Source organism: Bacillus sp. FSL H8-0534 (genome assembly GCF_038005885.1).
GTDB classification, from domain to species: domain Bacteria; phylum Bacillota; class Bacilli; order Bacillales; family Bacillaceae_G; genus Bacillus_A; species Bacillus_A pseudomycoides.
Genome location: NZ_JBBOUC010000001.1, coordinates 4,703,868 through 4,726,248 on the forward strand (window position 1 = coordinate 4,703,868; position 22,381 = coordinate 4,726,248).

A 22,381-nucleotide genomic window follows, 5' to 3' on the forward strand; every position below is an offset into this window, starting at 1 on the left:
TAAGCACTTTCCTATGAAGGAAAAATGTGTGAGCGGTAAGCGAGAAAATTTCGGACACACTAACGGTACATTGCAGCCGGGAGGGATGTACACGTGAATGAAATCTATATGGAAATCAAAGAAGAATTACAATTGATGAAAAAAGAACTACAGGAACGACTGGCAAAAGAAGCGATAGAAACTTATTATGTAGAATTCGGACTGGAATTAGGCTATGAATCGAAGGAAGATGGAAAAAAGAAATTATTTTTACATGATATAAGAGAAGATTTAAAAGATGTGGAACGAGCATTATTTAAAATGGAAATCGATATGTATGGCATTTGTGAGGAAACTGGGAAATACATTCCTGTAAAGCAAATGAAAATGATGCCAACAGCTCGTACAATTCATGAATTTTTATATGAGAAAGTAAATGTCTAAGAGGCACAACGATATTATATTACCTTTTTTTATTTTATTTTATTCTTCCGTAAAGGTTCATTGTGAAAAGACCGTAGCTATGCTAAAATTTTGAGGTACACTGTCTTTGTGGGGGAAATGAAAATGATATATTATTTAATAGCGTTATTTGTCATTACCATCGATCAAGTATCGAAATGGTTAATTGTAAAAAACATGGAATTAGGTACAAGTATCCCGATTATCGATAATGTATTATACATAACATCACATCGGAATAGAGGAGCTGCCTGGGGCATTTTAGAAAACAAAATGTGGTTCTTCTATATTATTACAGTTGTTTTTGTAGGATTTATCGTATTTTATATGAAAAAGTATGCAAAAACAGATAGGCTCCTAGGGATTTCATTAGGTCTTATTTTAGGCGGAGCAATTGGCAACTTTATTGATCGTGTATTTAGACAAGAAGTGGTGGATTTCATTCACGTGTATATTTTTTCATACAACTATCCGGTATTTAACATAGCTGACTCAGCTTTATGTATTGGGGTTGTATTGATTATTATTCAAACATTATTAGAAGGAAAGAAAATGAAGGAGTAATTGAATGAGCGAAGTAGTACAAGTAACAGTTACAGAAGAACAAAAGAGCGAACGGATTGATAAGTTTCTCGCGGGAGTGAACAATGAATGGTCACGTTCACAAGTACAACAGTGGATTAAAGATGGCGTTGTAACCGTAAATGGAAACGACATTAAAGGAAATTATAAAGTAAAAGTAAATGATGAAATTGCAGTAGCAATTCCAGATCCAGAAGAGCTTGATATTTTGCCAGAAGACATGAATTTAGAAATTTATTATGAAGATGCAGATGTGCTTGTTGTGAATAAGCCACGTGGCATGGTTGTGCATCCAGCTCCTGGACATACAAGTGGTACACTTGTAAATGGGTTAATGCATCATTGTACAGATTTATCAGGTATTAACGGTGTAATGCGTCCAGGGATTGTACATCGTATTGATAAAGATACATCTGGCTTATTGATGGTTGCTAAAAATGATATGGCACATGAATCTCTTGTAAATCAGCTTGTGGCAAAAACAGTAACAAGACGATATAAAGCAATCGTCCATGGTGTAATTCCACATGATAAAGGGACAATTGATGCTCCAATTGGCCGTGATAAAAAGGACCGCCAAAGTATGACGGTTGATGAAAATGGGAAGCATGCTGTTACGCATTTTCAGGTGTTAGAACGATTTAAAGACTTTACACTTGTAGAGTGTCGTTTAGAAACCGGCCGTACGCACCAAATTCGTGTTCATATGAAATATATTGGATACCCGCTTGCGGGAGATCCGAAATATGGTCCGAAAAAAACATTAGATATAAATGGACAAGCGCTTCATGCGGGGATTTTAGGGTTTGATCATCCTCGTACAGGCGAATATATCGAGTTTGAGGCGCCAGTTCCAGCAGTATTTGAAGAAGTTTTAAATGTTTTACGGAAATAGTATTGACAAAACGATTAAAACCTGCGATACTAGCAACAGTTGAATAATGATCCTTTAACACAGCCCCGTGAGGTTGAGAAGGTAACGGTTTGAAATACTTAGGGTGTACTTGTACCCTTTTTTCAAAAGTCCTCTCGCACACGCTGAGAGGACTTTTTTTATACCATTCCTCTCACGCAAGAAAAAAGCTTGGAGGTGTAGAGCATGCAAGAAAAAGCTGTCGTTTTAGATGACCAAATGATTCGCCGCGCTTTAACACGCATCAGTCATGAAATTGTGGAACGTAATAAAGGTGTCGATAATTGTGTTCTTGTCGGAATTAAAACACGTGGGATTTTTATTGCACAGCGTTTAGCAGAACGAATTGGTCAAATTGAAGGAAAAGAAATAGAAGTAGGCGAGTTAGACATTACACTATATCGTGATGATTTAACATTGCAATCAAAAAATAAAGAACCGCTTGTAAAAGGTTCAGATATTCCTGTGGACATTACGAAGAAAAAAGTTATTCTTGTGGATGATGTATTGTATACAGGAAGAACGGTTCGAGCAGCAATGGATGCTCTTATGGATTTAGGTAGACCATCACAAATCCAACTAGCTGTTCTTGTAGACAGAGGTCATCGTGAATTACCAATTCGCGCTGATTATGTAGGGAAGAACATTCCAACATCAAGTGAAGAACGTATTGAAGTTGATTTGCAAGAGACGGATCAGCAAGATCGAGTAAGTATATACGATAAGTAAAGCCCTTTTAAATGTAGTCCTGTGAGGCTGCCAAAGGGTCTTGACTTTCGTATGTCAAATTTGACATATGAAAGTATAGGACTCTTTGTGCATAGGGCGCAAAGAGTTTTTTTATTGCAAAGTTTTAAACTGAAGGAGGATATAACAATGGAGCAAAAGCCAGTGTTAGACATTCATGAAGTACCGAAACCCGGAAAATGGTTATTTTTAAGTATACAACATTTGTTCGCGATGTTTGGATCAACAGTGCTTGTTCCGTTTTTAACAGGACTGAATCCATCAGTAGCTTTAATCTCCAGTGGATTAGGAACACTCGCGTTTATTCTTATAACAAAAGGTCAAGTACCAGCATATCTAGGCTCATCATTCGCGTTTATCGCACCGATTATTACGGCGAAGACAGCAGGAGGGCCAGGAGCAGCAATGCTTGGTGGTTTACTAGCAGGACTTGTATACATCTTAATTTCACTTGGAATTAAGAAATCGGGATCAGCATGGATTATGAAGTTACTCCCACCAATTGTCGTTGGTCCAGTTGTAATGGTTATCGGATTAGCATTAGCACACACAGCAGTGAATATGGCAATGAATGATGCAGGTGGCAAGTATAGTGTTACACACTTCTCAGTAGCATTAGTAACGCTAGCAATTACAATCATTTGCTCTATATTCGGAAGAGGATTTTTCAGCATCATACCAGTTCTATTAGGGATTATCGGAGGATATATCTTCGCTTACTTCCAAGGATTGGTGGACTTAAAGCCAGTAGCTGAGGCGAAATGGTTTGATGTACCAGACTTTGTCGTACCATTTGTAACTTACACGCCAGAGTTTTCATGGAAGATTGTACTCTTAATGGTGCCAGTAGCACTTGTAACAATTTCAGAACATATCGGGCATCAAATCGTACTTGGAAATGTTATTAAGCGAGATTTAATTGAAAAACCAGGTTTACATCGCTCGATTTTTGGAGATGGTGTAGCGACATTAATCGCATCAGTAATTGGTGGACCACCAAATACAACATACGGTGAAAACATAGGTGTGCTGGCAATTACGAGAGCTTACAGTGTATACTTATTCATCGGATCAGCAGTCTTCGCGATTATGTTCGGATTTATTGGTAAGATTTCCGCACTGATTCACTCGATTCCAACACCAGTTATGGGTGGCGTATCAATCTTACTCTTTGGAGTAATCGCATCAAGCGGTTTACGCATGATGGTAGATGATAAAACAGACTTAAGCGACAAACGAAACTTAATGATTGCATCAGTGATTTTGGTAATCGGTATTGGTGGCGCGGTACTTCGTGTCGGAGAATCATTCCAAGTAGAAGGAATGGCGCTTGCAGCAATCGTTGGCGTACTGTTAAATCTACTGTTACCTGAAATGAAACAGAAACAACAATCTAAGCAGATTGCTTCATAAAAACAACCTTTTAATTCAGTCCTGTGAGACCGAAAAGGGTGGCTTTTTTCTCGCACCCTAGTCTCATACGATTAGGGTATTTTTATGCAATAGTTGTTATATAAATACAAAAGTGTTATCATAAAAATCAGAAAGATGAGGGATGACAATGAGCCATTTGTTAACGATGAGTGAATTATCGAAAGAAGAGATTTCAGAAATCCTAAAAGACGCAGAAGATTTCGCAAATGGAAGAAGTAAAAAAACAACAGAGCAAACGTTTGTAGCGAACTTATTTTTCGAAAATAGTACGAGAACAAAGTTTAGCTTCGAAGTTGCCGAGAAGAGATTAGGACTAGACGTATTAAACTTCTCAGCAGATTCTTCTAGCGTACAAAAAGGAGAAACATTATACGATACGATAAGAACACTAGAATCAATCGGAACAAAAGCAGTAGTCATCCGCCATCAGCAAGATCGCTACTTCGATGAGCTAAAAGATAAAGTAAATATTCCAATCCTAAATGCTGGAGATGGATGTGGAAATCATCCAACACAATGCTTGCTAGACCTTTTAACAATTAAACAAGAGTTTGGAAGCTTCGAAGGATTAAAGATTGCAATTGTTGGAGATATCCGCCATAGCCGAGTAGCCCGCTCTAATGCTGAAGCATTAACGAAACTAGGAGCAACAATTTACTTTGCTAGCCCAGAAGAGTGGAAAGATGAAACTAACACATTCGGAACATACAGAAGTTTAGATGAACTTGTTCCAGAAGTTGATGTGATGATGTTACTTCGTGTGCAACATGAGCGTCATGACCATTATGAAACAGACATCATGAAAGAGTATCATGAACAGCACGGATTAACAATTGAACGAGAAAAACGTATGAAACAAGGAAGCATTATTATGCATCCAGCTCCTATAAACCGCGATGTAGAAATTGCGAGCGAACTCGTTGAGTGTGAGCGTTCCCGCATTTTCAAACAGATGGAAAACGGAGTTTACGTAAGAATGGCTGTACTAAAACGCGCATTACCAAATGTATTAGGAGGAATGAAACATGAATTATTTGTTTAAAAATGGACGTTATCTAAATGAAGAAGGAAAAATTGTAGCAACAGATCTTCTTGTACAAGACGGTAAAATTGCGAAAGTAGCAGAAAATATTACGGCAGATAATGTTGAAGTAATCGATGTAAATGGAAAATTAATCGCACCTGGACTAGTAGATGTACACGTTCATCTTCGCGAACCAGGTGGTGAACATAAAGAAACAATTGAAACAGGTACGCTTGCAGCAGCAAAAGGTGGATTTACAACAATTTGCGCAATGCCAAATACACGCCCAGTACCAGACAGCAAAGAACATATGGAAGACTTACAAAAACGAATTAAAGAAAAAGCACATGTAAATGTACTGCCATATGGCGCAATTACAGTACGTCAAGCAGGTTCTGAAATGACAGACTTTGAAACATTAAAAGAACTTGGAGCATTCGCGTTTACTGATGATGGAGTAGGCGTACAAGATGCAAGCATGATGCTAGCTGCTATGAAACGTGCAGCAAAATTAAATATGGCAGTCGTTGCACACTGTGAAGAAAATACACTAATTAATAAAGGTTGTGTACATGAAGGGAAGTTTTCTAAGGAACACGGATTAAACGGTATCCCATCAGTATGTGAATCTGTACATATTGCCCGGGACATATTACTTGCGGAAGCGGCAGATTGCCACTATCACGTATGTCACGTAAGTACAAAAGGATCTGTACGAGTGATTCGTGATGCAAAACGTGCTGGAATTAAAGTGACAGCAGAAGTAACACCGCACCACTTAGTATTATGTGAAGATGATATCCCAGGTGTTGATCCAAACTTTAAAATGAATCCACCGCTTCGAGGAAAAGAAGATCACGAAGCCTTAATTGAAGGATTATTAGATGGAACAATCGATATAATTGCAACAGATCATGCACCGCATGCAGCAGAAGAAAAAGCACAAGGTATTGAAAGAGCACCATTTGGAATTACTGGTTTTGAAACAGCATTCCCATTACTATATACAAACCTTGTGAAAAAGGGGATTATCACATTAGAACAATTGATTCAATTCTTAACAGAAAAACCAGCTGATACATTTGGTTTAGAAGCAGGTCGCTTGCAGGAAGGAAGAGCGGCAGATATTACAATTATCGATTTAGAACAAGAAGAAGAAATTGATCCAACAACATTCTTATCAAAAGGAAAAAATACGCCGTTTGCAGGCTGGAAGTGTCAAGGATGGCCGGTTATGACAATAGTTGGCGGTAAGATCGCATGGCAAAAGGAGAGTGCATTAGTATGAAAAGACAGCTTATCTTAGAAGATGGAACAGTATTAATTGGAAAAGGTTTCGGAGGAGAGATCGAAAAGTCAGGTGAGGTTGTATTTACAACAGGAATGACTGGATATCAAGAAACATTATCTGATCCATCATACTGCGGTCAAATTGTAACATTTACGTACCCATTAATCGGAAACTATGGCATTAACCGTGATGATTTCGAATCAATTCATCCATCTGTAAATGGTTTAATAGTAAACGAAATTTGTGATCACCCATCTAACTTCCGTAATGAAATTTCGTTAGATGATTACTTAAAAGAAAGAAATATTCCCGGACTCGCAGGAATTGATACAAGAAAATTAACGCGGAAAATTCGTCAATATGGAACACTGCGCGGGCGTCTTTGCAACATGGATGCGGATGTAGAGTACATCGTTAGCCAATTAAAAGCGACAGTCTTTACAGATCATGTGAAACGCGTATCAACAAAAGATCCATATCCAAGTCCAGGCCGTGGCCATCGTGTTGTACTTGTAGACTTCGGAATGAAGCACGGTATTTTGCGCGAGCTAAATAAACGTGATTGTGATGTAATCGTTGTACCTTACAATACAACAGCGGAAGAAATTTTACGCCTTAGTCCAGACGGAATTATGTTAAGTAATGGACCTGGTGATCCAAAAGATGTACCAGAAGCAATTGAAATGTTAAAAGAAATCATCGGAAAAGTACCTTTATTCGGGATTTGCCTTGGACATCAATTGTTTGCTCTAGCATCTGGTGCGAATACAAGTAAGTTAAAATTCGGTCACCGTGGTTTAAATCATCCAGTAAAACATCTTGCAACTGGAAAAGTAGCAATTACTTCTCAAAACCATGGTTACGCAGTAGAAGAAGCGTCAGTTGAAAATACAGATCTTGAAATTACGCATGTAGCTTTAAATGATGGAACTGTAGAAGGACTTCGTCATAAGAAGTTCCCAGCATTTACAGTGCAATATCATCCAGAAGCTTCAGCGGGACCAGAAGATGCAAATGATTTATTCGAAGATTTCTTAATAATGATTGAAAACTTCAAGAAAGAAGGGGAAGAGTTATGCCAAAACGCTTAGACATTAACACAATTTTAGTAATCGGATCAGGACCAATTGTAATTGGGCAAGCAGCGGAATTTGACTACTCTGGTACACAAGCTTGTCAATCTCTTAAAGAGGAAGGTTACAAAGTAATCCTTGTTAACTCTAACCCAGCAACAATTATGACAGATACTGCAACAGCAGATAAAGTATATATTGAACCATTAACATTAGAATTCGTAAGCCGTATTATTCGTAAAGAACGTCCAGATGCAATCTTACCAACATTAGGTGGTCAAACGGGCTTAAACATGGCTGTTGAACTTGCGAAATCAGGTGTGCTTGACGAGTGTGGAGTTGAAATTTTAGGAACAAAATTATCAGCAATTGAGCAAGCGGAAGATCGTGATCTATTCCGTACATTAATGCAAGAGTTAAATGAACCAACACCACCAAGTGAAATCATTCATACGCTTGATGAAGCATATGAATTTGTAAAAGAAATTGGGTATCCGGTAATCGTTCGCCCAGCATTTACACTTGGCGGAACAGGCGGCGGTATTTGTCACAATGAAAAAGAATTAATTGAAACCGTAACAAGTGGTTTAAAACATAGCCCGGTAACGCAATGTTTATTAGAAAAGAGTATTGCTGGTTGTAAAGAAATCGAATACGAAGTAATGCGTGATTCAAATGATAACGCAATCGTAGTATGTAACATGGAAAATATCGATCCAGTTGGGGTTCACACAGGTGATTCTATCGTTGTAGCGCCGAGCCAAACATTAAGTGACCGTGAGTATCAAATGTTACGTAACACTTCATTACGAATTATTCGTGCGTTAGGAATTGAAGGTGGATGTAACGTTCAGCTTGCACTTGATCCATATAGCTTCCAATACTATGTAATCGAAGTAAATCCACGTGTAAGTCGTTCATCTGCACTAGCATCTAAAGCAACAGGATATCCAATTGCGAAGTTAGCAGCGAAAATTGCAGTCGGCTTAACATTAGATGAAATTGTAAACCCAGTAACACAAAAAACATACGCTTGCTTCGAGCCAGCATTAGACTACGTTGTTTCAAAAATTCCGCGCTGGCCATTTGATAAGTTTGAATCAGCAAACAGAACACTTGGTACACAGATGAAGGCAACTGGTGAAGTTATGTCAATCGGACGTAACTTAGAGGAATCATTATTAAAAGCGGTTCGTTCTTTAGAGCTTGGCATTTATCACTTAGAGTTAGAGCATCTAAAAGAGCTTGATAAAGAAACAATGAAAAAACGTATTATAAAAGCTGATGATGAGCGTCTGTTTGTTGTAGCAGAAGCGATCCGTCAAGGTGTAACGAAAGAAGAAATCAATGCATGGTGTGAAATGGACTTCTTCTTCTTACAAAAAGTCGAAAACATCGTAAACATGGAACGCGAAGTAAAAGCGAATATAGGAAATATGGAAGTATTACAAGAAGCAAAAGAAATGGGCTTCAGTGATCATTACATCGCAGCTGCTTGGGGTAAAACAGAACGTGAAATTTATGATGTGCGTAAAGAAAATAGCATGACGCCAGTATTCAAAATGGTAGATACTTGTGCGGCAGAATTCGAATCTGCAACACCTTACTACTACAGCACATATGGAGATGAAAATGAATCGATCGTTACAGATCGTAAAAGCGTAGTTGTACTTGGATCTGGTCCAATCCGCATCGGCCAAGGTGTTGAGTTTGACTATGCAACAGTTCACTCTGTATGGGCAATTAAAGAAGCCGGATATGAAGCAATTATTATTAACAATAACCCAGAAACAGTTTCAACAGACTTCAGTATTTCTGACAAATTATACTTTGAACCATTAACAATCGAAGATGTAATGCACATCATTGATTTAGAGAAGCCAGAAGGTGTTATCGTTCAGTTCGGTGGACAAACGGCAATTAACTTAGCTGCTAAATTAGAAGAACACGGTGTGAAAATTTTAGGAACATCACTTGAAGATTTAGACCGTGCAGAAGATCGTGATAAATTTGAAGCAGCATTAACACAGCTTGGTATCCCGCAACCTGTTGGTAAAACAGCAACGACTGTAGAACAAGCGGTAGCAATCGCTGAAGAAATTGGTTACCCAGTATTAGTAAGACCATCTTACGTACTTGGTGGGCGTGCGATGGAAATCGTATATCGTCAAGAAGAACTACTGCATTACATGAAAAATGCGGTTAAAGTTCATGCGGATCATCCAGTATTAATTGACCGCTATATGGTTGGTAAAGAAATTGAAGTAGATGCAATTTCAGACGGTGAAAATGTATTCATTCCAGGTATTATGGAACATATTGAACGCGCTGGAGTTCACTCTGGTGACTCAATTGGAGTATACCCACCGCAAAGCTTATCTGCAAAACTGAAAGAACAAATTATCGAAAATACAATTGCACTTGGAAGAGGATTAAACATTGTTGGATTACTGAATATCCAGTTTGTAGTATTCAAAGACGAAGTGTATGTAATTGAAGTAAACCCACGTGCGAGCCGTACAGTACCATTCTTAAGTAAAATTACAGGCGTACCGATGGCGAATATCGCAACGAAAGTTATTTTAGGTCAAAATCTTGTAGAACAAGGATATGAAACTGGCTATCGCTCAGAAGAGAATGAAGTGTATGTAAAAGCTCCAGTATTCTCATTTGCGAAACTACGTTCAGTTGATACAACATTAGGGCCTGAAATGAAATCAACAGGGGAAGTAATGGGGAAAGACTTAACGCTTGAAAAAGCACTATATAAAGGACTTGTTGCTTCTGGAATTAACATTCCAACGCACGGATCAGTAATCATTACTGTAGCGGATAAAGATAAAGAAGAAGCAATGGAAATTGCAAAACGCTTCCATGAAATCGGCTATAACTTATTAGCAACAGCAGGAACAGCACAATCGTTAACAGAGAAAAGCATTCCGGTGCAAGTTGTAAACAAAATTGATTCTGAAGACTACAACTTACTTGATATTATCCGTCAAGGGAAAGCACAGTTTGTAATCAATACGTTAACAAAAGGAAAACAACCAGCGCGTGATGGTTTCCGCATTCGCCGTGAATCAGTAGAAAATGGTGTGGCTTGCTTAACTTCACTTGATACAACAAGAGCAATTTTAAGAGTACTAGAATCCATGACATTCTCAGCTCACGCAATGAAAGAAATCGCGCCAGCGCAGCGTCACGAGGTGGTACATGCATGATGCAAAAGCAAAATATGATCGTCGTTAACCAAACAGAAATCGCAAAAAATATTTATGAATTAGTGCTTCAAGGTGATCTTGTACAGCAAATGAACGAACCAGGGCAGTTTGTACACATTAAGGTAGCAGAGGGCATTACGCCCCTTCTGCGCCGCCCAATTAGTATTTGTGATGTCGATCAAGACAAGAACGAATTTACAATGCTATATCGTGCAGAAGGACAAGGAACAAAAACACTAGCAAAGAGAAAACAAGGTGAAATTGTAGATGTATTAGGACCATTAGGCCATGGTTTTCCTGTAGAAGAAGCGGAAGCTGGGCAAACAGCTCTATTAGTAGGTGGAGGGATTGGTGTACCACCACTTTATGAGTTATCACAGCGTCTTGTTGCAAAGGGTGTACGTGTCATTCACATCTTAGGTTTCCAAACAAAAGATGTTGTTTTCTACGAAGAGAAATTTGCAGAGCTTGGCGATACGTATGTGGCAACAGTTGATGGTACACATGGTACAAAGGGATTTGTAACAGATGTGATTGATGCTTATGGAATCGACTTTGACATTTTATACTCATGTGGACCTTTGGCAATGTTACGTGCATTAGAAGGTCGTTATAAAGAGAAAAAAGCCTACATTTCACTAGAAGAACGTATGGGCTGTGGTATTGGAGCATGTTTCGCATGTGTATGTCACTTGCAAGAAGATCCAAGCGGACATTCTTACAAGAAGGTGTGTAGCGACGGGCCAGTATTTCCAATCGGGGAGGTTGTACTATGAACAGATTGCAAGTTGAATTACCAGGATTATCGTTGAAAAATCCAATCATCCCAGCTTCTGGTTGCTTCGGGTTTGGTCGTGAGTATGCGCAATTTTATGATTTAAGCGTACTTGGATCAATCATGATTAAAGCAACGACAGAACAACCTCGTTATGGAAATCCAACGCCTCGTGTTGCTGAAACACCAGGCGGAATGCTAAATGCAATCGGACTTCAAAACCCTGGGCTAGAAAAGGTAATGACTTCTGAATTACCATGGCTAGAGCAATTCGATCTTCCGATTATTGCGAACGTTGCAGGTTCACAAGCTGAGGATTATGTAGCAGTTGCAAAGGAAATTTCAAAAGCACCGAATGTTCATGCGCTAGAATTAAATATTTCTTGTCCAAACGTAAAAACGGGTGGTATAGCTTTTGGTACTGTCCCAGAAATTGCTGCTGATTTAACGAAGCGAGTAAAAGAGGTTTCTGAAGTGCCGGTATATGTGAAATTGTCACCGAACGTGGCAAACATTGTAGAGATTGCGAAGGCAATTGAAAATGCAGGTGCAGACGGATTAACGATGATTAATACATTGCTTGGTATGCGTCTAGATTTAAAAACAGCAAAACCCATTTTAGCAAACCGTACAGGCGGACTATCAGGACCTGCAATTAAGCCAGTGGCGATTCGTATGGTACATGAAGTGAGTCAAGCGGTTAACATTCCGATTATCGGAATGGGCGGTATTGAATCAGCAGAAGATGTAATTGAGTTCTTCTACGCTGGTGCAAGCGCAGTTGCAGTTGGTACAGCGAACTTTGTTGATCCGTTCGTATGTCCAACAATTATTGAAGAATTACCAGCGTTATTAGATGAATTAGGATTTGATCACATTTCGGAATGTCAGGGAAGGAGCTGGAAATAAACATGTCACAGTCTTTAATCGTTGCACTGGATTTTCCAGGTAAGGCAGAGGTAGAACAGTTTTTAAGCCACTTTGAAGGGGAACAGTTATTTGTCAAAGTTGGTATGGAGCTATTCTATAAAGAGGGACCTGCTATCATTACGTACTTAAAAGAAAAAGGGCATCAAATTTTTCTAGATTTAAAGCTCCATGATATTCCGAATACAGTAAAAAGCGCTATGCGCAGCCTAGCTAGTCTAGATGTTGATATGGTAAATGTTCATGCTGCTGGGGGAAGTAGCATGATGAAAGCTGCGGTTGAGGGATTAGTGGAAGGTAAGCGAGAAGGAAAAGAGAGACCGATTTGTATTGCAGTTACACAACTAACAAGCACTTCGGAAGCTATGATGAAAAAAGAGATTGGTATTGAGAAAACGTTAGAAGAAGCGGTTGCTCATTATGCAAAATTAACGAAAGAAAGTGGACTTGATGGTGTTGTATGTTCGACACTAGAAGTACCAAAGTTACGTGAAGTATGCGGACCTGCATTTGTAACAGTAACACCGGGGATTCGTCTTGCAAGCGATGATGTTAATGATCAAGTACGCGTAGCAACGCCAAAGCGTGCACGTGAACTTGGTTCAAGTTACATTGTAGTGGGACGTAGTATTACAAAGGCAGAAAATCCGCTTGAAGCGTATAAAACCGTAAAACAACAGTGGGAAGGTGTAACAATATGAAAAAAGAAATCGCATCTCATCTATTAGAAATTGGCGCAGTATTTTTACAACCAAATGATCCATTTACATGGTCTTCTGGTATGAAATCACCAATTTATTGTGATAATCGTTTAACGTTATCATATCCAAAAGTACGCCAAGCGATTGCGGCAGGATTAGAGAAGTTAATCGAAGAACACTTCCCAACTGTAGAAGTTATTGCAGGAACAGCAACTGCTGGTATTGCGCACGCTGCATGGGTAAGTGATCGTATGGATTTACCAATGTGCTATGTACGTAGTAAAGCAAAAGGTCATGGTAAAGGGAACCAGATTGAAGGAAAAGCAGAAAAAGGTCAAAAAGTAGTAGTAGTAGAAGACTTAATTTCAACTGGCGGCAGTGCAATTACTTGTGTAGAAGCACTTCGCGAAGCTGGCTGTGAAGTATTAGGAATCGTATCAATCTTCACGTATGAGCTTGAAGCAGGAAAAGAAAAACTAGCAGCAGCAAACGTAGCATCATATTCTCTAAGCGACTACAGTGCATTAACTGAAGTGGCAGCAGAAAAAGGTATGATCGGACAAGCTGAAACAAAAAAATTACAAGAATGGCGTAAAAATCCAGCTGACGAGGCTTGGATTACAGCCTAATTATAAAAAACACGACCGCGGGGGAAACGCGGTCGTGTTTTTTATAGAAAATATGGTTAGATAAATATCCTCTTATCCTGGTAATTCTAACTATTATTCTAGATGAGGTCCCGACACATCGCTATCAAGCTAAGCATACTAAAAGGTAATATGGTAGTGCATTTTTATTGATTCTCTATGAATACACTAAAAATGGGCATGACAAAAAACTATTTAATGGTTTTTTTTTATTTTTATGTGGATTTTCGTATTTGTAACATCTTACAATACATAACACCCAAAACATACTAAGATTAGTAGTGTAAACCAAGGCATTGGTTTACACTACTATTTTTTTATAGTAGAAGTGAAGAATAGGTCGCTTTGATATTGGGATTTTAAATCCGTACCCAAAACAGACCTTCTTCACTTGCCTTATTTGAATCAGTTTAGTATGTGGATCCTTGAGATCGTGTATAAGAAATGGGAATCGATAAGAGTAAGATGAGGACTTCAATTCTACATAAGGAGGCAAAATATGCAACATGTAATTGCGTTTGATGTTAGTATGGGAAAGAGTTATATGGTTATTTATAATGCTCAAAAACAATGTATTTTTGAAAGTGAAATCAATCATTCTAAGCCCGATTTTGAAGAACTACGAAAACGAATAGATCAACTTATGAATGAAAATAAAAAATCACCTCATATTGTGTTCGAAGCAACTGGTGTCTATTCGAGACAACTGGAGCGTTTTATGCAAGATAACAAGTTTGAATACTTTCTGTTGAACCCTTTAGAAGCGAAATTACAATGCGATTCCTTACGGATTCATAAAACCGATAGAAGCGACGCGCATCAATTAGCTCTCACACATTTCACGGCTTCCCGGAGGGAAAAGACAGGCACAGATAACTTATTTTATCAATTAAAATCACTCTCAAGATTTTATAGTGAACTGGATGACGAATTATCTTTGATTCGTAGCCGGATGCATAAAGTCATTCAGTTGACATTTCCGGAATTGGAACAGATTTTCACAACTAAGTCAGATTTATTTTTAAACTTTGTTCAATTATTCCCTCACCCAGATTTTGTTCAAAATCTTTCCAAAACGGTCATGAAGAATCAGATTCGTAAGAATACCAATAAAAACATCTCAATCAGCATAGCAGAAAAGAAAGCTATGGAAGTACTTGAGGCTGCCAGGTATTCTTATCCAGCCGTACGTCAGGATGACGTTTTATGTGAACAACTCAAATCGTACGCGAAACGCTATCAGGAGCTCCTTTATCAAAAAGAACAGTGTATCACGAAAATGGTACGATTAGCTGAAAGTCGCACAGAATATCCAATTATTCTTAGTTTTCCGGGAATAGGTCCCAATACGGCTATACGTTTGTTAGCTGAAATCGGGGATATTACTCGCTTCGAAAATAACAAACAACTTAATGCATTTGCAGGTATTGATATACGCCGTTTTCAATCAGGAAAAACTTTTTTCAAAGATAAGATCAATAAACGTGGAAATAAGCATCTGCGTAAGCTTCTTTTTCTCATTATCCAGAACATGATAAAGCTACGCCGTTACGGACAGAACCACATTGTTGAGTATTATGATAAATTAAAAACGCAACCTTATAACAAATGTCATAAAGTTGCGTCAATCGCATGTGTAAATAAGTTATTGAAGCTCCTCTTCTACCTTATTACACATAATATACACTATGATTATCGGTTAACCGCCTAAAATCATAGTCTCATTCATCATACTATATTTATTCCCCCTAGTAAAAAAACGAATACATATTAGGGGTATTTAGTTTGCATTAAATTTAACATATATGATATAGGCTTTGCGATATTTAATTGATTAAAAATCTAAAAATAAGGATTGACTAATCGTAAGAAATATCAAAAATCGTTTTCTTTTCGTAACGGTGCGATTTTCGTTCGTTTTTCTTCATTTTTTAACCAAGTTTTAAAATCCATCATCATCCTTCTTTCTTCAATTGTGTTCTGTAAAAAGTATCTATTATATATATTAAGTTTAACAAGTTAACGGAAGACATCTTCTGTTAACTAAAAAAAAATTGCTATATTTATTTAGTTCTTTAATAAAGTGAAACTTTAATCAGTGGGGGTTTTCTCCATCTCCCACTGATTATTAGTTGAACCAATCGGGCTTTTATGGGCAGTGTATCTCCCACTTAACTTCTTTGCTTTCGTAGAATTTTGAGGTGGGAGTATTACTGCCCATTAATGCGGGATAAATGGAGAGATATTCATTTGTTAAAAAAATAAGAATTGAAGATTTTTCTATTTTTTTACAAATAGCACACAAAAAAGACATACTTCTAGGCTATTTTTATATACAGGAATTATTTTTTTGAAATGGTTACTACATATAAAGGAGACTTCAAAATGGATATGGATTCATATTATTGGGAAATGGTTAAGAAGAATATTGGTGTGTATTCTGAACAGGAACAAGAATGTCTTCGAAATAAGAAGGTTATTATTTTTGGATTAGGGGGTGTAGGTGGATATGAAGCAATTCTCTTCTCTCGGATGGGGATTGGGCATATTACAGGCGTTGATCCAGATGAATTTGAAATATCTAATATTAACAGACAAATGTTAGCACTTTCTAGTGTTATAGGTGAACCAAAAGCAAAAGTTGCAGAACAGGTTGTAAAAGATATACATCCCTATATATCAACAAACTTTATACAAACAAGAGTAGATGAAGATAATGTAATCGAACTTATAAAAGGGCACGATATTGTAGTAGAAGCCGTAGATGATATGCCTTCAAGAGTTATTATACATAGAACTGCTAGAGAATTAGGTATACCAAGTGTGGGGATGTCAGGTAGTCCTCCCACAAGAGGATTTGTTTCTACATTTTTTCCAACTGGAATTCCTTATGAGGAAGCATTGAATGTATCTATTGTAGGAGGCAAATTAACAAATCACGAATTAAGACAACAAATTGCGGATATAAAGAAAAGTCGAGCTTGGTATTCTGTAGAAAAAGGGGCACCAAAAGAGTGGGCACAAGATTTTTGTGATGGAAAAGCAGGATGGATTATCACGCCGATGCGTGCCCATCTATTGTCATTATTTAGCTTTCATGAAGCAATCCAAGTGTTAACTGGTCGTGAACCGTTAGCGAGAGCTCCAAAAGGGATTGTTATTGATGTAAATAGCCAGAACCCCGTCCAAGTAAAAAATGCACCAAAAGATGGTTGGGATTATACAACACTGTAAGGAGGAAAATAATTTGTTAACAAAAAATAAAAATACACAAAATATATATGAAGAAAGTTTCACGCGAAATATTGGCGTCATTTCTGTAGAGGAGCAAGAAAAATTAAAAAATGCTCGCGTTACTGTAGTTGGAGCAGGGGGAGTAGGAGGAATTACACTCATTCAATTGGCACGAATGGGTGTAGGTTCTTTACATGTTATTGATCAAGATGTATTTGAAGCAAGCAATATCAATCGACAAATGCTAAGTTCCATCAGTAAATTAGGACAGCAAAAAGCAGAGGTCGCTTTAGAAGTTTTGCAAGACATTAATCCATTATTACAAATAGAGATAACAAAAGAATTTGTTACCGAGGACAATGCATTAGAACTTCTAACGAATGCAGATGCCATTATAGATGCAACTGACAATTTAGTAGCGAGAGTAATTATCCATCGTACAGCTCAGAAACTAGGAATCCCTTCTATTTGGATTGCGGTTACACCCCCCTTTAGAGGTGGCGTGATGTCTTTAACTCCTAACTCTACGCCCTATGAAATTGCGTTAGGATATCCGTCTTATCAACAAGAGCTAACACCAGAAATGCAAAATAAAATTCATGAATTAAAAGATGGACGTGCTCTTCATTCCGTTACATATGGCGCGGATGAGAAATGGGCAAGCAGTTATGTACAAAAAGATCGTCCATGGGCTGTATTGTCTCCCGTTGCGAATATAGTAGGCATTCTAGCAAGCTTTGAAGCATTTAAATTTATGATAAATCGAGAAGAGTTAAGACCTGTAATAAGTCCAAATTTAATTCAAATTAACCTTGCAAACCAGAATATGGTACAAGTCTCTATACCGGAAAATGGTAGTTGGGACTATACCACACTATAGATGAGAGAAAAGATTATGCTTCCTTTTTTGTTACTTGGAATAATTGTAATACTCGCCCTGCTTATAAAGGATTATGCACTAGCTGGTGCGGCTTGCTTATTAGGAATTTTACTTGCTGTTGGACAAAAAACTTTATTACATTTTATTCAACAATACTCTTTTCAAATTGGTATTTTCTTTCTTATGTTATTCTTTTTAATTCCAATTGCATCAGGGAAGATTACAAACGAAAACGTAGTAAAATTAATTGCTTCCCCTATGGGATTAGGGTCCATTCTTGCAGGTTTCACTGTGTCATACATAGGAGGGAAAGGTGTAGGAATTCTATCTATGAATCCTACGATATTGTTAGGTGTCTTAATAGGGACTCTTGTTGCCGTATTATTTACAAAAGGTTTACCAGCCGGATTAATTATTGCGGCTGGAATAATAGCTATTATTTCTATGAAATGAAAGGGACATTCTAAATGAAGATAAAATGGACACATATTAGTTTAGTAGGGATTTTTTTTATAATGCTTATGTCTGGTTGTTCTAATATAAAAGAAACTTCTCAAAATGCTCAGACTCCTAAAGTAGTAAAACAAGAATTAGAAATTCAGCAAGGAGAAGAAAAATTATTTTTGCTTCATAAAAACTTAAATAATAAAAAACAGTATAAATCCGATGAAATTGTCTTATTTTTAGAACCATTTAGTGTACCTACAGCTCAAGCATTTGATGTACCAAAATATTCGTGGATGGATGAGTATGCCAAAAAAGGGTATGATACTTGGGCCATGGATTTTCGAGGGTTTGGTCATTCTTCTCGCCCTAAAGAAATGTCAGATCCTCCTTCCCAAAATCGTCCGGTTATTCATCTGAATGATGCAACTAAGGATCTAGAAACAGTTGTAAAGTGGATCCAAAAGAAAAGAAATGTGAAAAAGATTCATATAATAGGATGGTCATATGGAGGTGTTGTCGCTGGAAATTATGCAATATCCCATCCTCAAGATATTAATAAACTTATTTTATATGGGTATATGCATGGATTCACACTTCCTATGATGACAAAATCTCTTGAAAATCCATTACAACCTAATCAATTTAATCCTGAAGCATCAGCCTATCAAATGGTGGACTTTGATAAAGGAATGCATCATTGGCATATGATGATGGGAAAGAAAACAATCGTTACAAATGAAGCAATGGATGCCGTAAAACAAGTATTTATCAATTCGGATCCTATGAGTAAGAAAAATAATCAAACTATTCGTCGACCAATTGGTCCACTAGAGGATTTGTTTTACATTTGGAAAAATCAGCCTTTATATGATGTATCTAAAATTAACGTTCCAGTACTTGTCATTTATGGAGAAGATGACACGTTTGCAGACCGAAATATGATGTCAAAACTAACAGGTACAAAACAAAAAAAAGAAGTTGTAATCCCCGATGCAACGCACTGGGCTGTTTATGAAAAGAATCGTAATAGCCTATTCGAACAAACGTTAAACTTTATAGAAATGAAAGAAGGAAAAAAGGAATGAATAAGGGTATAACAATATTGGATGCCACCTTACGTGAAGGAGAACAACAATGTGGTATTCGTTTCTCCAAGGAAGATAAAATTACCTTACTCCATATGTTAGAGAATTTTGGAGTAACTCTTATCGAGGTTGGACACCCGGGTATTTCTGAAGAAGAAGAAGAGATTTGCCGAGAAGTTGCAGCCTCTGCAGAGTACGCTGAAATACTTATGCATGCTCGGGCAAAAAAAGAAGAAGTTCATGCGGCTTATCGTGCTGGTGCCGATTGGATAGGAATCTGGGCGTCTATTAACCCCATTTCTTTACAAACAAAGTACACCAATAGATCAAAAGACTACGTTATTAATCAAGTGAAACAAGCTATTGAAGAAGCAAAATCTTTAGGGATGAAAATCCGTTTTACTATTGAAGATGCTTCGCGAACTGAATGGGAAGATATCGCCTACATTGGACAGGTTGCACATGTAGCTGGAGCAGACCGAATCAGTTTAGCAGACACTGTAGGAATTTGGGAACCAAGTCAGTGTGCGACAATCGTGAAGAAATCTGTTGAGACATTCCCTTGTGAGATTGAAGTTCACCTTCATAATGATTTAGGACTAGCCATGGCAAATGCTCTTGCTGCAATCGATTCAGGGGCATCTGTCATTGATACTACATTGTGCGGAATAGGTGAACGTGCTGGGATTGTTGACTTGCTAAATTTATCAGTATTTTTATCTCAAAAGCGTAATCTTCAGTACTTTAAACTACAGATGATTCCTGAATTGACTCAATCTCTTCAATTAGCTACTGGTTGTAAAGTAGATCATTGGAGACCGATTATTGGAAAGAACATATTTACTCATACGGCACCTTATCATAAGAAAGCTGTTCAGCAGAATGACTCAGCATACGAGGGTATTCAGCCTGAAATGATAGGAAGAGTAAGGAACATTCAACAAAAATGCATAGAAAGAAAAGGGCCAAGGCTTTCAAAGTCTCTCCGAGTTAGTAAACCATTTGTAAAGGGAGCATCTGAGCTTTTATATCATCGCGATGGTCCAGGAGAGCGGTGGGTGCAGATGGATTATAGAACGGATGAACGGGCTTCATTTTATGTGATACAGCGTGTATTCTACGGTGCGCATATGGATGATAACTTAGAAGGACATGTAGATATTCACGCACATCATTGTGATAGTGCCTTTATCTTCTGGGGGAATAAAATAGATGGTACAGGCCTCGTATGTGAGGTGGAAATTGAGGGAGAGTCTCAAATCATTGAGAGTCCTGCATCTGTTTTTATTCCAGCGGGTTTCAAGCATAGGTATAAGTACCTTTCGGGTATAGGAACATATACAAATATCGTACTAGCACCTAATTATAATTCTAGTTTGTTAGAGGATAATTTATCAAAAATGCATGTATAATGGGTAATCTAAAATGCCATTAAGTTAAAATACATTTGCATCCCAAAAACGAAAAAAAATTTCGTTTTTGGGATGTTTTTATTTTTTGCTTGATGAAGATAGGGAGCTACTTCAAAAGACGAATAAGAACCTTAATTTTCAAGAGTAGATAATAGAAAGGGTAAATTTTACAGCATTTTTCAATGAACTGAACAACTAAAGAACATGAAAGTTTCCCTACTTAAAAAGGAAGAGAATTATAAAAATTCTCTTCTTTTTTTATGTGTTCATAAACATTACTTATCTATCTGAAAGCACATGTATACGATTATTGGCTCTGGTACAAATGTGTTGCGCCCTTAAATAGTTCATACAGATCCCTAATCAAAGTATTCATAAGTTTGCATAAGATGGAAACAATGGTAAAAAGATAACTTATGAAAATTAAAAGATGGCTTTCCTTGCGTTAAAGGAAAGCCATCTTTTTAAATGCACTTAAAATTCATAAAGAGGCACAGAGTATAGGTTACAATATAAAGGTAGAATTAGCGCAAATTACCAAAAATATTTTGTTTGAATTATAAAATATGAATATACTGTGGTATTGAGGAATGAATCATTTTGAAAGAATACAAAACTCAATTGAATATATTGAAAAGAGCTTACAAGACGAATTGAACGTTATTGAAGTTTCCTCAAAACGAAAATTTTATCTCTTCATAGTTGCATGGGAATACAGCTTTCATTTTTTTCGTTGTGGGGACATTTCAAAATACTAGCTTGATAGCGATGTGGCAGGACCCAGCTTTATAAAATATAATTATTGCGATAAGGAAGAATATTATTAAAAACTTTATCAAATTTTTCTCTGAGCGATAACTTCATCTTTAAATATTTATGAATTATAAAATGTCTTAAGTTGATGGGCATGTTGTGTTACCCCATTGTCATCAAGCTAAGAAAACGAAAACTTATATATCATTATCTTTAGGTGGAGGGGAAAGATTGTTTGATAAATTAAAAAGGCTATTTAAAAAAGATAAAGAGAATGATTTTGAAGATGAGAGGTACATTTTCAAACAGAATCGTTAAATTTCTTAAATAAAAGATATTACTATTTTCCCTCCACAGCTTCATACCCCTTTACAAATAATAAAGTTATATAAGAAACGATAAATGAGAAGATGCTATACATGCCAACCCAAAAGAAAAATGAAGGGGGAAACAATAAAACTCCTAATATAAGAAAAATAGCAAACGTTACAATTGGCATTACGTAATACGTTCTTGTTCTACGTGTCCCAAGTACTGAAACAATAAAAATAAGTAATGGACAAATAAATAAGAAGAAAATCAATTCACTCATGGTTATGTCCCCTTTTCTTAAGAAGTAATATGTTTCTTTTAAACTAATTGTTCTCTTAATATAATTTTGACAGATGGTTTGAAATCCCTTTTGGGAATCAGTATATTTCAACAGTTCGCAAAGGAAAATAGTAAGCAAAGAAAACTTGTCTACGGTTATAAAAGAAACATCGCGACAATTGTAGTGACAATTAACCCGATAA

General features: G+C 37.1%; 20 protein-coding genes. 19 read left to right on the forward strand and 1 reads right to left on the reverse strand.

The window, feature by feature from the left end; all coding sequences use genetic code 11:
• Positions 1-93 precede the first annotated feature (93 nt).
• The 19 genes from MHH71_RS24110 to MHH71_RS24200 all read left to right on the forward strand — a co-directional run bounded on the left by MHH71_RS24110 (position 94) and on the right by MHH71_RS24200 (position 20,834).
• Complete coding sequence (locus MHH71_RS24110) at positions 94-423, forward strand: molecular chaperone DnaK (protein ID WP_018764751.1); 330 nt, start codon at positions 94-96, stop codon at positions 421-423.
• Positions 424-546: 123 nt separating this feature from the next.
• On the forward strand, positions 547-1,005 hold the full coding sequence (gene lspA / locus MHH71_RS24115) for a lipoprotein signal peptidase LspA (RefSeq protein WP_018764750.1): 459 nt from the start codon (positions 547-549) through the stop codon (positions 1,003-1,005).
• Positions 1,006-1,009: 4 nt separating this feature from the next.
• Positions 1,010-1,918 carry an RluA family pseudouridine synthase gene (locus MHH71_RS24120; RefSeq protein ID WP_003199814.1) on the forward strand — a complete coding sequence of 303 codons (909 nt, stop codon included), beginning with the start codon at positions 1,010-1,012 and terminating at the stop codon, positions 1,916-1,918.
• 204 nt (positions 1,919-2,122) lie between these two features.
• Positions 2,123-2,665, forward strand: coding sequence for a bifunctional pyrimidine operon transcriptional regulator/uracil phosphoribosyltransferase (gene pyrR, locus MHH71_RS24125; RefSeq protein WP_001156487.1), 543 nt, complete (start codon positions 2,123-2,125; stop codon positions 2,663-2,665).
• A 147-nt stretch (positions 2,666-2,812) separates the two neighbouring features.
• A complete protein-coding gene (uraA, locus tag MHH71_RS24130) occupies positions 2,813-4,096 on the forward strand; it encodes a uracil permease (protein ID WP_003199817.1) in 1,284 nt (427 codons plus the stop codon).
• 148 nt (positions 4,097-4,244) lie between these two features.
• Complete coding sequence (gene pyrB / locus MHH71_RS24135) at positions 4,245-5,159, forward strand: aspartate carbamoyltransferase (RefSeq protein ID WP_018764748.1); 915 nt, start codon at positions 4,245-4,247, stop codon at positions 5,157-5,159.
• On the forward strand, positions 5,143-6,429 hold the full coding sequence (gene pyrC / locus MHH71_RS24140; protein ID WP_018764747.1) for a dihydroorotase: 1,287 nt from the start codon (positions 5,143-5,145) through the stop codon (positions 6,427-6,429). Before pyrB ends, pyrC begins: the two co-directional genes overlap by 17 nt.
• Entirely contained in the window at positions 6,426-7,523 is a 1,098-nt protein-coding gene (locus MHH71_RS24145) for a carbamoyl phosphate synthase small subunit (protein ID WP_018780905.1), read from the forward strand. Before pyrC ends, MHH71_RS24145 begins: the two co-directional genes overlap by 4 nt.
• Entirely contained in the window at positions 7,508-10,726 is a 3,219-nt protein-coding gene (gene carB, locus MHH71_RS24150) for a carbamoyl-phosphate synthase large subunit (protein ID WP_033799070.1), read from the forward strand. Before MHH71_RS24145 ends, carB begins: the two co-directional genes overlap by 16 nt.
• A complete protein-coding gene (gene pyrK / locus MHH71_RS24155; protein WP_033799069.1) occupies positions 10,723-11,502 on the forward strand; it encodes a dihydroorotate oxidase B electron transfer subunit in 780 nt (259 codons plus the stop codon). The genes carB and pyrK overlap by 4 nt, the downstream gene beginning before the upstream one ends.
• Positions 11,499-12,410, forward strand: a complete 912-nt coding sequence (gene pyrD, locus MHH71_RS24160) for a dihydroorotate oxidase B catalytic subunit (protein WP_018764743.1) — start codon at positions 11,499-11,501, stop codon at positions 12,408-12,410. Before pyrK ends, pyrD begins: the two co-directional genes overlap by 4 nt.
• 2 nt (positions 12,411-12,412) lie before the next feature.
• Entirely contained in the window at positions 12,413-13,129 is a 717-nt protein-coding gene (pyrF, locus tag MHH71_RS24165) for an orotidine-5'-phosphate decarboxylase (RefSeq protein WP_003199832.1), read from the forward strand.
• Positions 13,126-13,758: an orotate phosphoribosyltransferase gene (gene pyrE, locus MHH71_RS24170; protein ID WP_016116008.1), complete on the forward strand. Its 633-nt coding sequence runs from the start codon at positions 13,126-13,128 to the stop codon at positions 13,756-13,758. Before pyrF ends, pyrE begins: the two co-directional genes overlap by 4 nt.
• Before the next feature lie 517 nt (positions 13,759-14,275).
• Positions 14,276-15,487 carry an IS110 family transposase gene (locus MHH71_RS24175; RefSeq protein ID WP_003203522.1) on the forward strand — a complete coding sequence of 404 codons (1,212 nt, stop codon included), beginning with the start codon at positions 14,276-14,278 and terminating at the stop codon, positions 15,485-15,487.
• Between the two features lie 674 nt (positions 15,488-16,161).
• Positions 16,162-17,010 carry a HesA/MoeB/ThiF family protein gene (locus MHH71_RS24180; protein ID WP_033798445.1) on the forward strand — a complete coding sequence of 283 codons (849 nt, stop codon included), beginning with the start codon at positions 16,162-16,164 and terminating at the stop codon, positions 17,008-17,010.
• A gap of 13 nt (positions 17,011-17,023) precedes the next feature.
• Positions 17,024-17,890 (forward strand): HesA/MoeB/ThiF family protein, encoded by an 867-nt coding sequence (locus tag MHH71_RS24185; protein ID WP_006095766.1) that lies wholly within the window; start codon positions 17,024-17,026, stop codon positions 17,888-17,890.
• Between the two features lie 15 nt (positions 17,891-17,905).
• On the forward strand, positions 17,906-18,343 hold the full coding sequence (locus tag MHH71_RS24190; protein ID WP_033799068.1) for a DUF441 family protein: 438 nt from the start codon (positions 17,906-17,908) through the stop codon (positions 18,341-18,343).
• A gap of 14 nt (positions 18,344-18,357) precedes the next feature.
• Entirely contained in the window at positions 18,358-19,422 is a 1,065-nt protein-coding gene (locus MHH71_RS24195) for an alpha/beta hydrolase (protein ID WP_018780909.1), read from the forward strand.
• Positions 19,419-20,834 (forward strand): homocitrate synthase/isopropylmalate synthase family protein, encoded by a 1,416-nt coding sequence (locus MHH71_RS24200; RefSeq protein ID WP_033799067.1) that lies wholly within the window; start codon positions 19,419-19,421, stop codon positions 20,832-20,834. The genes MHH71_RS24195 and MHH71_RS24200 overlap by 4 nt, the downstream gene beginning before the upstream one ends.
• A gap of 1,093 nt (positions 20,835-21,927) precedes the next feature.
• On the opposite strand, the gene MHH71_RS24205 is transcribed toward MHH71_RS24200, so the two are convergent.
• Positions 21,928-22,179 carry a YbeF family protein gene (locus tag MHH71_RS24205; RefSeq protein ID WP_006095762.1) on the reverse strand — a complete coding sequence of 84 codons (252 nt, stop codon included), beginning with the start codon at positions 22,177-22,179 and terminating at the stop codon, positions 21,928-21,930.
• Positions 22,180-22,381 lie beyond the last annotated feature (202 nt).

What these genes read in the sequence shown, in the direction of transcription:
- lspA (WP_018764750.1), top strand. Translation starts at nt 547, where the DNA reads ATGATATATTATTTAATAGCGTTATTTGTCATTACCATCGATCAAGTA.
- MHH71_RS24120 (WP_003199814.1), top strand. Translation starts at nt 1,010, where the DNA reads ATGAGCGAAGTAGTACAAGTAACAGTTACAGAAGAACAAAAGAGCGAA.
- pyrR (WP_001156487.1), top strand. Translation starts at nt 2,123, where the DNA reads ATGCAAGAAAAAGCTGTCGTTTTAGATGACCAAATGATTCGCCGCGCT.
- uraA (WP_003199817.1), top strand. Translation starts at nt 2,813, where the DNA reads ATGGAGCAAAAGCCAGTGTTAGACATTCATGAAGTACCGAAACCCGGA.
- pyrB (WP_018764748.1), top strand. Translation starts at nt 4,245, where the DNA reads ATGAGCCATTTGTTAACGATGAGTGAATTATCGAAAGAAGAGATTTCA.
- pyrC (WP_018764747.1), top strand. Translation starts at nt 5,143, where the DNA reads ATGAATTATTTGTTTAAAAATGGACGTTATCTAAATGAAGAAGGAAAA.
- MHH71_RS24145 (WP_018780905.1), top strand. Translation starts at nt 6,426, where the DNA reads ATGAAAAGACAGCTTATCTTAGAAGATGGAACAGTATTAATTGGAAAA.
- carB (WP_033799070.1), top strand. Translation starts at nt 7,508, where the DNA reads ATGCCAAAACGCTTAGACATTAACACAATTTTAGTAATCGGATCAGGA.
- pyrK (WP_033799069.1), top strand. Translation starts at nt 10,723, where the DNA reads ATGATGCAAAAGCAAAATATGATCGTCGTTAACCAAACAGAAATCGCA.
- pyrD (WP_018764743.1), top strand. Translation starts at nt 11,499, where the DNA reads ATGAACAGATTGCAAGTTGAATTACCAGGATTATCGTTGAAAAATCCA.
- pyrF (WP_003199832.1), top strand. Translation starts at nt 12,413, where the DNA reads ATGTCACAGTCTTTAATCGTTGCACTGGATTTTCCAGGTAAGGCAGAG.
- pyrE (WP_016116008.1), top strand. Translation starts at nt 13,126, where the DNA reads ATGAAAAAAGAAATCGCATCTCATCTATTAGAAATTGGCGCAGTATTT.
- MHH71_RS24175 (WP_003203522.1), top strand. Translation starts at nt 14,276, where the DNA reads ATGCAACATGTAATTGCGTTTGATGTTAGTATGGGAAAGAGTTATATG.
- MHH71_RS24180 (WP_033798445.1), top strand. Translation starts at nt 16,162, where the DNA reads ATGGATATGGATTCATATTATTGGGAAATGGTTAAGAAGAATATTGGT.
- MHH71_RS24190 (WP_033799068.1), top strand. Translation starts at nt 17,906, where the DNA reads ATGCTTCCTTTTTTGTTACTTGGAATAATTGTAATACTCGCCCTGCTT.
- MHH71_RS24195 (WP_018780909.1), top strand. Translation starts at nt 18,358, where the DNA reads ATGAAGATAAAATGGACACATATTAGTTTAGTAGGGATTTTTTTTATA.
- MHH71_RS24200 (WP_033799067.1), top strand. Translation starts at nt 19,419, where the DNA reads ATGAATAAGGGTATAACAATATTGGATGCCACCTTACGTGAAGGAGAA.
- MHH71_RS24205 (WP_006095762.1), bottom strand. Translation starts at nt 22,179, where the DNA reads ATGAGTGAATTGATTTTCTTCTTATTTATTTGTCCATTACTTATTTTT.